The organism is Hymenobacter siberiensis (assembly GCF_018967865.2).
GTDB classification, from domain to species: Bacteria; Bacteroidota; Bacteroidia; order Cytophagales; family Hymenobacteraceae; genus Hymenobacter; species Hymenobacter siberiensis.
The window spans coordinates 4,004,343-4,016,260 of the sequence record NZ_JAHLZY020000001.1 but is presented as its reverse complement, the minus strand read 5'-3'; the positions used below and the strand labels follow the sequence as shown (position 1 = coordinate 4,016,260).

The 11,918-nt window shown below is 61.2% G+C and carries 12 protein-coding genes; 7 read left to right on the top strand and 5 right to left on the bottom strand.

Annotated features, from left to right (window positions below; translation table 11 throughout):
* Positions 1–36: 36 nt before the first annotated feature.
* Complete coding sequence (locus KQ659_RS17865) at positions 37–744, top strand: GAF domain-containing protein (protein WP_216688108.1); 708 nt, start codon at positions 37–39, stop codon at positions 742–744.
* Positions 745–975: 231 nt separating this feature from the next.
* On the opposite strand, the gene KQ659_RS17860 is transcribed toward KQ659_RS17865, so the two are convergent.
* The 4 genes from KQ659_RS17860 to KQ659_RS17845 form a co-directional block, all read right to left on the bottom strand.
* Positions 976–1,854 (bottom strand): DNA/RNA non-specific endonuclease, encoded by an 879-nt coding sequence (locus KQ659_RS17860; protein ID WP_216679840.1) that lies wholly within the window; start codon positions 1,852–1,854, stop codon positions 976–978.
* 206 nt (positions 1,855–2,060) lie between these two features.
* Positions 2,061–2,993, bottom strand: a complete 933-nt coding sequence (locus KQ659_RS17855; RefSeq protein ID WP_216679841.1) for an NAD-dependent epimerase/dehydratase family protein — start codon at positions 2,991–2,993, stop codon at positions 2,061–2,063.
* Positions 2,994–3,001: 8 nt separating this feature from the next.
* Complete coding sequence (locus KQ659_RS17850; protein ID WP_216679842.1) at positions 3,002–4,162, bottom strand: DegT/DnrJ/EryC1/StrS family aminotransferase; 1,161 nt, start codon at positions 4,160–4,162, stop codon at positions 3,002–3,004.
* A gap of 50 nt (positions 4,163–4,212) precedes the next feature.
* The gene (locus KQ659_RS17845; RefSeq protein WP_216679843.1) at positions 4,213–4,470 is read right to left on the bottom strand and encodes a hypothetical protein; all 258 of its coding nucleotides are present in this window, start codon (positions 4,468–4,470) and stop codon (positions 4,213–4,215) included.
* 250 nt (positions 4,471–4,720) lie between these two features.
* Here KQ659_RS17845 and KQ659_RS17840 point away from each other — a divergent pair, with 250 nt between their 5' ends.
* A complete protein-coding gene (locus KQ659_RS17840) occupies positions 4,721–5,218 on the top strand; it encodes a hypothetical protein (RefSeq protein ID WP_216679844.1) in 498 nt (165 codons plus the stop codon).
* Positions 5,219–5,324: 106 nt separating this feature from the next.
* Here the strand turns inward: KQ659_RS17840 and KQ659_RS17835 are convergent, their stop codons facing one another.
* Positions 5,325–5,783 (bottom strand): BLUF domain-containing protein, encoded by a 459-nt coding sequence (locus tag KQ659_RS17835; protein WP_216679845.1) that lies wholly within the window; start codon positions 5,781–5,783, stop codon positions 5,325–5,327.
* 760 nt (positions 5,784–6,543) lie between these two features.
* Between KQ659_RS17835 and KQ659_RS17830 the strand changes: the two genes are divergently transcribed.
* The 5 genes from KQ659_RS17830 (at position 6,544) to rfbC (ending at position 11,866) form a co-directional block, all read left to right on the top strand.
* Complete coding sequence (locus KQ659_RS17830) at positions 6,544–7,941, top strand: exopolysaccharide biosynthesis polyprenyl glycosylphosphotransferase (RefSeq protein WP_226915742.1); 1,398 nt, start codon at positions 6,544–6,546, stop codon at positions 7,939–7,941.
* A gap of 156 nt (positions 7,942–8,097) precedes the next feature.
* Complete coding sequence (locus KQ659_RS17825) at positions 8,098–8,838, top strand: WecB/TagA/CpsF family glycosyltransferase (RefSeq protein ID WP_216679846.1); 741 nt, start codon at positions 8,098–8,100, stop codon at positions 8,836–8,838.
* Between the two features lie 109 nt (positions 8,839–8,947).
* Complete coding sequence (gene rfbF, locus KQ659_RS17820) at positions 8,948–9,841, top strand: glucose-1-phosphate cytidylyltransferase (RefSeq protein WP_216679847.1); 894 nt, start codon at positions 8,948–8,950, stop codon at positions 9,839–9,841.
* Between the two features lie 163 nt (positions 9,842–10,004).
* Entirely contained in the window at positions 10,005–11,111 is a 1,107-nt protein-coding gene (locus KQ659_RS17815; RefSeq protein WP_216685936.1) for an NAD-dependent epimerase/dehydratase family protein, read from the top strand.
* Positions 11,112–11,302: 191 nt separating this feature from the next.
* Entirely contained in the window at positions 11,303–11,866 is a 564-nt protein-coding gene (gene rfbC, locus KQ659_RS17810) for a dTDP-4-dehydrorhamnose 3,5-epimerase (RefSeq protein WP_216679849.1), read from the top strand.
* The last annotated feature ends 52 nt before the right edge of the window (positions 11,867–11,918 follow it).

Here is an 11,918-nt window from a genome sequence, read left to right as displayed (position 1 = left end):
CGCTATGTTTGCAGGCTTTCCATTCGCCCGTCGCCCATGTCCGCTATTCCTGCCCATTTGTTGCCCGCCAACGAACCCGAGCGGCTACAAAGTATTCGCGCATATGATGTGCTGCCCACCCTCAGCGAGCCGTTGTTCGATGAGTTTGTGGCCCTCACCGCCCAGGTATTCAGCCTACCCATCTCCCTCATTGCCGTGGTTGAGGAAGACGAGGTGCACTACCCCGCCAACCACGGCATGCCCGGCAACGACCAGCAGCCCCGCGTCGAAGCCCTGTGCTCTACGGCCATTCAGCAGGCCCGCACCGTGGTTTACCACGACCTGCTCCTCGAAGACAGTGCCCGGCTCACGCCCGAAGCCGTTCGCGCCGCTCAGGATAATAAGCTGCGCTTTTATGCCGGGGCCCCGTTGCGTCTGCCCGACCAGCGCCTCCTCGGCACGCTCTGCATCATCGACCGCCAGCCCCGCACCTTCAGCGCCGATGAGCAGCAGGTGCTCGACCATCTGGCTGCCGTGGTTGGCCAGTTCATTGCCGTGCGGCACACCTGCCTGGCCCGGGCTGCCGTGGGCGCGGCGCAGTGGGAGCAGCTCCGCACCATTCTACAGGAAGAACTGCGCGAGCTCACGGCGTTGGTGCGGTACCTCTTTACCCGGTATGGCATTCAAATCCCCGTGCCCGCCGACCTGCTGGCCCAGGTAAAGCGCCGCCTGTTCGACCTGCAACACTTGCTTGAGGAGGCGTAGCGCTGATTGAGTTTTTGCTGATTTTCAGCTATCTAAATACTTATGCAGAAGTGCTTGTATGCTCCGGTCGGACCGCCCTAGGCGGTCCGACCGGTTGTCGTAAGGACGAAATCGAAGGTGCTTCAACCGGTCCGACCGTCTAGGGCAGTCGGACCGGCAGGCCCGTTTTCGCCAGCATCCCGCAACAATGGCGCTGTATGCCAGTCTGCAAGCCGCTCTAGGCACGCCCGCTCAGTTGGTAGGGCCGTTATCGACGCGGGCTTCGATGACCTGCTGTACGGCGGTGGGCACGGCCGAAAGCAGGTCGAGGCCCGTGGCCGTTTCAATGGCATCGACGCTGGTGCGGTAGGTATCCCACGCCGTGCTGAGGGAGTTGTCGTTGGGGGTGTCGATGGCAATAATGCGGGTGCTGGCGCTGACGCGGGCGGCATCGTTGGTGCCGGTGGGCAGCACCACGATGACTTTCCAGCAGCGGGCCGGTACCGTCACGCGGCCCTGGTCGAGGGTGGTGGCGTAGCCGTTGCTGCCCGTGCCGCCGCGCCCGTAGCTCCCGCAGATGAGGTAGACCTCATTGCCGGCGTCGAGGAAGGTGCGGCAGTAGTTTTCCAGGGTGGCCCACGTCTGCTGGTTGTTACGCGGGGCCTGGGGCATCATGTTGGTCATGAGAAACGTGGCCGAGTTATCGGCCACGGTGCTGGTGCGGTCGGCGCTAGGGCAGTTGTGGCCGCGGTCGAAGCCCGAGCCGGTGTAGCTGTTGGCCTGCACCTGGTACCAGCCGGCGGGCAGGGTGTTGTCGGGCCGGAAGTCGTCTTGGCGGGCGGCGCTGCCGCGCCAGTCGGCGCTCAGGTGCCAGCTCACCCAGTTGGGAATGCCCCGGTCGCGGTGGTAGCTGAGCGCATATGGAGGTTTCATCAGCAGGTAGTTAGTGGGCTGCGCGATGTCGGCGGTAGCTCCGCTGGGGTTGCCCATTGTGAGATGCTCAGGCAGCGGCTGGGTGGTTGCGGTGGGGTTGCCGGGCGTGGGGGCCACGGCTTCTTTCTGGCAGGCAGCCAGCAGCAGGGCCAGCGCTAGGGCGGGCAGGCGGAAGTACCGCAGGAGAGTGTTGTGCATCGGTTGGCAAGAGGGTAATGGCCCTTACTACGTGAACAGGGGGCAAAAAAGTCCGCGTATTCGCCAAGCTGAGCTATTTTGGAGATTCCATTCTGGTTTTGAGGGCGCTTCGTTAATGAAGCCATTTAGCAATTCGGCTGTTGCGCACATTTGTCATCCTTCGCAAGCTCAGGATGACAGGTCGTTTTTGCGGCATTCCCGGCAACTCAATACGGAAACACCGACTCGTAATACTTGACAGTCTCGGCGATGCCGTCCTGAAAATCGGTGAAGCGGAACAGCGGGAATACCTGGCGGAATTTGGCGTCGTCCATCACCTTTTTGGGCGCGCCATCGGGTTTGCTGGCATCCCAGCGGAGTTGGCCGTGGTAGCCGAATTTGGCCTGGATGATGTCCACCAGCGCCCGCACGCTCAGGCCGTCGTTCTGGGCTAGGTTGGTGGGCTGGTCGAGGCCGGGGCGGGCAGGGTTTTGCAGCACTTCCCACACCAGGCGGGCAAAATCGGCCGCGTAAAGCCACTCGCGGATGGGCAGGCCCGTGCCCCAGATGGAGAGCTCGGGCTGGCCCAGCTTTTCGGCCTTCACAAACTTCGAAATCAACGCGTTGAGGGCGTGCGCTTTGTTGGGGTCGGTTGAGTCGAACGGCCCGTACATGTTGGGCGTGAGCAGGTGGATGCTGCGCACGCCGTATTGCATCTCGAAGCACTCGGCGGTGGCCCATAGCAGGCGACGGCTGGCCCCGTAGCTCAGCACCGAGCGGTGCAGGTGGCCGTTCCACCAGCCGCTTTCCTCAAACACATCGGCCTCGGCCGGGTAGGCGCAGTTGGCGATGGGGTTCACCACTAGGGCGTCCGGACATTCCTGTGCCACGGCTTCGTACATGCCCAGAATCATGCGCGAATTATCAGCAATTACCGTGGCGGCCTTCTCCGTCACGTAGTTGAGGCTGCCTACGTGGGCCGCGCAGTTCACGATGTGCGTGGGGCGCTGGGCGCGCAGAAAAGCGGCCGTGGCCGCCGCATCGCGCAGGTCGAGGCCGGTGCTGAGCGACGCGCCCACGTAGGCCACGCCGCGCTGGCACAACTCCCGGGCCATGTTGCGGCCGGCAAAGCCGGTATGGCCAAACAGTACGACTTTCATGGCCGGGCTCACCATCCTTGCTTGATTACATCCACGATATAAGCGGCCTGCTCGGCGGTCAGGGCATCGTGCAGGGGTATGTGAATCTGGGTTTCGTCGAAGTGGCGCTGCCGGGTCAGGTCGGGGCGCTTGCCCCCAAACAGCGCGTTGTGGTCGATGCCATCGTGCACCACCGATGCCGCTACGCCCCGGGCCCGCAATGCCCGAACGAAGCCCAGTCGGTTCTCGACGTGGAAGCCGAACAGCCAATGGGCGCTTTCGCGGTCGGGCTGGTGCACAAAATGCGTGAGGCCCGGCACCCGGCACAGGCCGTCGCGGTACTGCTGCACGCGGGCGCGGCGCGCCGTCATGCGCCCGGCAAAGCCGTCGAGGTTGGCCAGCCCAAGGGCGGCGGCGTAGTCTGATAGATGGTATTTGTAGCCCACGTCGGTGAGGTCGTATTCGCGTTCGCCCAGCTCATTCACCGGCGAGTGGGCCCGGTCGATGCCAAACCAGCGCCGCCGAAACACCTCGCGGGCCAGCTCCGGCGAGCGGGCGCACAGCGCGCCCCCATCGCCGGTGGTGAGGTGCTTGATGGCCTGAAACGAGAAGCAGGTGAAATCCGAAATGGCCCCAATGGCCTGGCCCCGGTAGCTGGCCCCGGGGCTGTGGGCCGCGTCCTCAATCACCACCAGCCCGTGCCTGTCGGCCAGGGCCTGAATTTCGGCCAGGTCGCAGGGGTAGCCGCTCCAGTGCACCGCCATAATGGCCTTGGTGCGTGGCGTGATGCGGTGCTCGATGTCGGCCGGGTCGATGTTGCCGGTTTCGTACTGAATATCGGCAAACACCGGCCGGGCCCCCACCTGCACTACCGTGAGGGCCGAGGCGATGAAAGTCTGCGGCGCCAGGATAACCTCATCGCCCGCCCCGATGCCGGCCACTTCCAGGGCCAGGTGCAGCGCACTGGTGCCCGAGTTCAGGGCCGCCGGGTGGCGCATGCCCAGCTCGGCACTCAGCCGGGCTTCGAATTCCTGCACCAGCTTGCCCTCGCTCAAGTAGGTGCTGGCCAGCACATTGCCAACACGTTGGGCTGCACTGGGGTGTACAAACGTGCTGAACATGGGCAGCAGTTGGCCCGCCGCCAGAGCCGGAGCCCCAACGGATGGGGCAGGGAGGTAAGGGTTAATCATGTGGATAATGTAGAAAGGTATAGTTTAAATGTAATAATATATTTTTATATTTATCTTCTGATTATGCGCATTTGCTTTTTTAATGAAAAAATAGTGGTCTGGTATGAGCGCCCGCCTGTTGGTGCCGCGCCATGCTTTGCCACGAAACAGGTCGGCGACTTGCTACAACACTGCACCGTGGGGCTGGCCTTGGGCCGGCCAGGGCTGCCGGCCGCCGGCACACTGCCGCTGCGTAATAATAAAAGTGGATTTAAAACAAAACCAATATCACCATAAGAGAAATGTAAGGTAAATTGGCTGATAGCCATATTTTGTACTTATAATGTGCTGCAATAGAGCCTTTTTATCTAAAAATATTCAATGTAACTTTCCAAATAGAAAATTCTAATAATAGGCTTTTTCCGCGAATGGCTGAACCAAAATAAAATGAGAAAAGTTAGGCTCCCGAGTGTCAGATATAGTCCTGATGCTGAATCCGAATGCTTACCCGTTAAATAACTAGATGTTTCACTATGTTCGTCCCTGTTGCGGGACGGCGTAACCCCAAAAGTTGTTTGCATGAAAAAAATGCCCCTATTCCTGGGTGTAGCCCTCGCCGCGCTGACCTTAGCTTCCTGCGAAAAAGAGCTCGAGCAAGTAAATAGCTCGCCTCAATCGTCCACTGCGGCCTCCACGCTGGCCAAGCCGGACCTGCTCACCACCGGCAACTGGCGCCAGACCGGCCTCACCGTGAGTGCCCCCGCCGAAGGCACGGCCCCGGCCGCCACCTCCGACCTGTTTGCCCAGGTCCGGCCTTCCATGCTGGTGCAAAATGCCATGTATAAGTCGGACGGCACCTATACGCTGCTGCGCGGCCCGCGCCCCGGCAAGCAAACCGCCGAGCCCGTGAGCGGCACCTGGCGCCTGACGGCTTCGGCCGACTCGCTCATCCTCACGCAGGCCGACCGCACCCGCCGCTTCGCCGTGGCCGAGCTGACGGCTACCACGCTGCGCCTCGCTTATTCGGAAGGCGATGCCGGCAAAGCCTCAGTGTATACGTCGGTGTTCTCGCGCTAAGCCCGCCTTCATTTTTCTGGGTATGCTGCACCGCCCGGCCAATTTGGCCGGGCGGTATTTTTTTGGTCCCTACTCGCAGTATCTACGGTACAAACCGGGGTTGAGCTTAGCGCCGGCTGCCAATCATGCTCTCAGCCATGGGGCTATCGTCGTAGCCCGCCGTGAAATCCAGCAGCAGGCGCTTGAGCTCGGGCAGGACGTGGGGCAGGTTGCTCACCCGGAAGTAGGCCGCGCTGGGGGCCAGGTAGCCCGGTACCGCCAATGGCCCGGCCCCGGAGCGAAAACTCATGCTCCAGTCCGAAAACACCCGCTTTATGTTGTGGCCCTCGCTCAGCACGATGAGGTGCTCGTGGCGCGGGTCGGTGGCAATGCGGTGGTAGTACAGGTGCTGCACGGCCGCTTTTTCGCCTTCCAGCAGCTGCAGAAACTGGCCGTTGGGGGCGTGCAGCAGAATGCCCGTGATGCCCCGTGCCACATTGTACGTGTGGGATTGGTGCAGCAGCTCCAGCAGCTCTGGCAGACTGAAGCTGGCCAGAGCCTGGCTTTGGTATAGAAGGTGATACAAGCCCATGGTAGGAAAGCTGCTGAGGCCGCCGTGGCGGCGATAACAAATACGAAAGGCTTACCTGGAAAGGGCTGGCGGGGCTTCCGGCGACGCTGGCAGTGGCCCTGAATGCCATTGCCGGCCCATACTACACGCTTTAGACCAGACTGCTGCCTACTGTGAGCAGAATAGAAGGGCAACAGATGCTTAAGGCTGAAAATCCCTCAAATGTACATATGATTTTACGAATTACATATTGTATATTAATGTTAATGCGGGAAAAATGCTTATATGCACAAACAGACGATTTGCAACAATGCGTCTTGGGATGCTTTTCGGCCACTGCTGAATCTCGCGCATCAATCTAACGCATTATTCCGCACAAGCTTTATTAAATTGATTCAAAAATAAATGTGTGCTGTTGTGATGTCGGTAGTAGAAATAAGCCCTGGATTGGCAATGCCCCCGGGCACCCTGGCCGCGCCGCTGGGTAGTGAGCCCCGACGGTGATAGCCATGCCAGAAAGCAGTAAAGCCCTGAGGATGCGGGTAGTACGCATTTAATTAGAAAAATAAATATATAAACTAATTAATATTAAAAGAGATAATGCTCTGTGCTTCAATTATAAGACGTATAACTATTTCTACAACTAAGATTATTAAACTAATATTTAATCATATTTAATATTGGTAACTAAATATTAAAGCATTATCTTACTTCTATATTCACCCCGGAGCAGCTGCCGGCTGGGGGCAGTGAGCAACTTGTTACTTCCTGAGCTATGGAACGATATGTACGGTACTCGGATACTTCCCGCTTTATTCTGCTGGCCATGGATGGCATCCTTATCTGGCTGGCCTTTCATGCGGCGCAACTGGTCGTATGGCACTCGTGGGCGATGAGGAGCGACATGCCCTTTTTCATCATCACATTTGCGCTGCTGTGGTGGCTGCTCTCGCGGCAGTACGCCAACGTGTACCGCCGCGACCGCCGCATTTCCTACGGCGAGAAGCTGCGGCACCTGCTGAAGGCGTTTCTGCTGCACGGCGTGCTGGTGGTGGGCACGGTGGTGGCGCTGCGCATCGATTACCTGTCGACGCGCTACCTGGCGGCCATTTATGGGTTTTCGGTGGTGGGCGTGGTGGTGGGGCGCTTCGGCATCACGTTTGGCTACCGCACCTGGCTGCGGTACTTTGCCCGGCTGCACAACCGCTTTGTGATAGTGGGGGCCAGCCAGAGCGGGCAGGAGCTGTACCACGCCCTCACGGCCGACGACTCGACCAGCTACCAGTTTAAGGGCTTTTTTACGGATGAGGCGCTGCCCACCAACCTGCGGGCTCTGCGGCGCGGCGCGGTAACGGACCTGATGAGCTACTGCCTGAGCACGTCGGTAGACGAAATCTACTACGCGCTGCCGCTCGACCGGCACGACCTGATTGAGGAGCTGTCGCGCTTCGCGGAAGACCATTTCCTGGCCTTCCGCATCGTGCCCGACTACCAGGGCACGGTGGGCCAGGATGTGGGCGTGTATTTCCACGACCACCTGCCCATTCTTATGGTGCGGCAGGAGCCGCTGGGCTTTCGCACCAACCAGGTGCTGAAGCGGGGGTTCGACCTGGCGTTTTCGCTGCTCGTGATTTTGGGGCTGTTTCCCATTATTCTGCCGGTGCTGGCGTTGCTCATCAAGCTCGATTCGCCGGGGCCGGTGTTTTTCAGGCAGATGCGGCCGGGCAAGCGCAATAAGCTGTTTCCGTGCTACAAGCTGCGCACCATGCGCGCCGACCACCGCCAGACCGAGTTGCAGGCCACCAAGGCCGACCCCCGGGTGACCCGCGTGGGCGCTTACCTGCGCAAGTATAATCTCGATGAATTGCCGCAGTTTTTCAACGTGCTGCTCGGGCATATGTCGGTGGTGGGGCCGCGGCCCAATATGGTGTCGCAGCTGGAGGAATACTCCAAGCGCGGCCGCACCTACCAGCTGCGCCACGCCGTGACGCCCGGCATCACGGGCTACGCCCAGGTGAACGGCTTCCGGGGCGAAACCCGCGCCCCCAACGCCATGGAAAAGCGCGTGGAATACGACCTGAAATACGTGCAGAACTGGTCGTTCGTACTCGATTTGCAGATTATCGGCAAGACCGTGCGCAACATGGTGAAGGGCGAGGAAAACGCTTATTGAAAAATATGAAAATATTAAAATATAAGAATGTGAAAATGTGAAGAGTGTGAAAATGAGGCTATATGATAGTGTTGATAGTCAATGTATTCCCGCATTCCCCGCATTCCTACATTTCCCACATTCCCCACATTTCCCACATTCCCACATCAAAAAATAATGCTGCCAAAACACGCTGTATTGCACGCCAACATCTCGACAGGGTGCACCGCCGATTTCGTCGACGCCATTCTGGGCTTGGGCGCGGCGCGGGCCTCGGCCTACGTGTGCTTTGCCAACGTGCACATGTTGGTAGAGGCCGAGCGCAACGCCGAGTTCCGGCAGATTTTGAACAACGCGGCCGTGGTCGCGCCCGATGGCAGCCCGGTAGCGGCGGCTGTGCGCTGGTTTCGGGGGCCGGCGCAGGAGCGCATGGCCGGTATGGACCTGCTGCCCGCGCTGCTGCGCGCCGCCGCCGAGCGAGGGCAGTCGGTGTATTTCTACGGCACTACCGACGATGTGCTGGAGGCCATGGTGTGGCGGGCGCGCAGGGAACTGCCCACCCTCCGAATAGTAGGGGCGTATGCGCCGCCCTTCCGCGAGCTCACGGATGCGGAGGATGCCGCCGAGGTAGCGGCCATCAACGCGGCCGACCCGGATTTACTGTTTGTGGCGCTGGGCTGCCCGCGCCAGGAGCGCTGGATGGCGGCCCACCAGGGGCGCATCGGGGCGTGCATGCTGGGGGTGGGGCAGGCCTTCCGGGTGTATGCCGGCCTGGAGCCGCGCCTGCCGGCATGGGCCCGCAAGCTGTGGCTGGAATGGGCGTTCCGGCTGTGGCAGGAGCCGCGCCGCCTGGCCCGTCGCTACTTCGTCACCAACACCCGCTTTATCTACCTGATGGCCCGCGCCACGCTTGGATAGTGGTGAAATGGTGAGGTGGCGAGATGGTGAGTTTGTCTCATTTGCCACCTCGCCACCTCGCCACCTCGTCACCTCGCCACCTCACCACTTCACCAACTCACCAACTCACATGAAAGCAGTGATACTAGCGGGCGGCTACGGCACCCGAATCAGCGAGGAAAGCGGCGTGCGGCCCAAGCCCATGGTCGAAATCGGCGGCAAGCCCATTCTGTGGCATATCATGAAGATTTATGCCCACCACGGCATCACCGATTTCGTGATTTGCTGCGGCTACAAGGGGCACATGATAAAGCAGTATTTCTCGGATTATTTCCTGCTGAACTCGGACGTGACCTTCCGGATGGACCGCAACGAGATGCAGATTCATCGCAACAACGCCGAGCCCTGGACCGTGACGCTGGTAGATACCGGCCTGGAAACCATGACCGGTGGCCGCCTGCGCCGCGTGCAGAAATACCTGGATGATGAAACGTTTTGCCTGACCTACGGCGACGGCGTGAGTAACGTCGACATCGCGGCCAGCATCGAATACCACCGGGCGCAGGGCGTGCTGGCCACGCTCACGGCGGTGCGGCAGCCGGGCCGCTTCGGCGTGTTCAACCTGGGCGACGGCGACAGCCACGTGAGCAACTTTATGGAGAAGCCCGAGGGCGGCGAAACGCCCTGGATAAACGGCGGCTTTTTCGTGCTGGAGCCGGGCATTTTCGACTACCTCGACCACGACCAGACGGTGTGGGAAAAGGCCCCTCTAGAGCACCTCGCCGCCGCCGGGCAGCTGGCCGCCTACCGCCACGCCGGCTACTGGCAGCCCATGGATACCCTGCGCGACCGCAACATGCTGGAGGAGCTCTGGCAGGCCGGCAAGGCCGAATGGAAGCTGTGGGACCAGGCCCCCGCTGCCCCCGCAACCGCGCCCGAGCTCAAAACCATTCTGGCCGCGCCGCTGGCCGAGCCGGCCGGCCGTGGCCGCGCCGCCGCTACCTGCCTCATGCCCAGCGACTAAAAACACCAGCCATGAACGCCGTGCCGGGTGCCGCTGGCGCATTGCCGCAGCTCCGCTAAGATAGAACGGAGCCCCTTCCCACGGTCGCGATGGGTTGGCGAGTCCGGCACGATATTCTGGTCGATTTATGACTGTATACACCTCACCAATAACTGACTGTGCTATGAAACCTGCCCGCATTCTCATCACCGGCAACATGGGCTACGTGGGGCCTGGCGTGGTGCGCCACCTCCGACAAACCTACCCCAACGCGGAGCTGATTGGCTACGACATGGGCTTTTTTGCCCACTGCCTCACTGGGGCTACCCGCCTGCCCGAGTCGCGGCTTGACCGCCAGGTTTTTGGCGATGTGCGGATGCTGCCCTCGGGCCTGCTGGCCGGCGTGGATGCTGTGGTGCACCTGGCCGCCATTTCCAACGACCCCATGGGCACCGCCTACGAGGACGTGACGATGGACGTGAACTACCGCGCCGGCATTGCCCTGGCCCAGCGCGCCAAAACCTACGGCGTGAAAAGCTTCGTGTTTGCCAGCTCGTGCAGCATGTACGGGCTGGGCGGCGAGGATGCCAAAACCGAAACTTCCGCGCTGAACCCGCTCACGGCCTACGCCCGCTCTAAAGTAGCCAGCGAGCGCGACCTCGCCCCGCTGGCCGATGCGAACTTCCGGGTGACCTGCCTGCGCTTTGCCACGGCCTGCGGCTGGAGCGACCGGCTGCGCCTCGACCTGGTGCTGAACGACTTTGTGGCCGGCGCGGTGGCCACCGGCGAAATTAGCATCCTGAGCGACGGCACGCCCTGGCGGCCGCTCATTCATGTGCTGGACATGGCCCGCGCCATTGGCTGGGCCGTGACGCGGGAAGCCAGCAACGGCGGGGCTTTCGTGGCTGTGAACGCCGGGGCCAACACCTGGAACTACCGGGTGCGCGAGCTGGCCGAGGCCGTGGCCGCCGCCATCCCCGGCACCACGGTGCGCCTCAACCCCGACGCCGCCCCCGACCTGCGCTCGTACCGCGTTGATTTCAGCTTGTTCCGCCGCCTTGCGCCCGACCACCAGCCCATTCATACCCTGGCCGATACCATCAGCGAGCTGCAGCGCAAGCTGGTGGAAATGGGTTTCCGCGACCCCAATTTCCGGGCCTCGCGCCTGATGCGGCTGCGCGTGCTGGCCGCCCTGCGCGAGCAGGACGAGCTGACCGAGGACCTGACCTGGGCGCTGTGCCCCACCAAAGCCGCCGTGCCGCTCTACCGGGCTGAGCTGATGGTGGTGTGAGCCATCTGAGCTAGGAGAACGTCAATCAAAAGAACGTCATGCTGAGCGTAGCCGAAGCATCTCGCGTGCTTCAGCTAATCAATACGATTGGATTACTAATCCACGCGAGATGCTTCGGCTACGCTCAGCATGATGGCCGAAACCAAGAATCAACTGCCAATAATCAACCCTTCAACCTTGCTTTTGATACGATGAAATTTACCGAAACCAAACTCTCCGGGGCCTTCATCATCGACGTGAACCGGCTGAGTGATGAGCGCGGCTTTTTTGCCCGCTCCTGGTGCGAAGACGAGTTTGCTGCCCACGGCATTGCCATGCCGCCGCAGCAGGCCAACCTGTCCTTCAACCCGCGCCGGGGCACGCTGCGCGGCATGCACTACCAACTGCCCCCCTACGAGGAAACCAAGCTGGTGCGCTGCACCCGGGGCGCGATTCTGGACGTGATAGTGGACCTGCGCGAGGAGTCGCCCACCTTCCGGCAGTGGATAGGGGTGGAGCTCACGGCCGACAGCTACCGCATGCTGTTTGTGCCCGGCCGCTTCGCCCACGGCTTCCTCACCCTGGAGGATAATACCGATGTATGCTATCAGGTATCGGCCAAATACACGCCCGGGGCCGAGCGCGGCCTGCGCTGGGACGACCCCGCCATCGGCATCCGCTGGCCCTTTGAGCCCGTGCTCATCTCCGAAAAAGACCGGGCGCACCCCGATTTTCAGGGGCTGGCCGTGCCGGGGCAGGAGCTGGTGACTGCTTGAGCCGGGCGCACCGGTCTGACCGCCCTCGGCGGTCAGACCGGTGCGCCCGGCC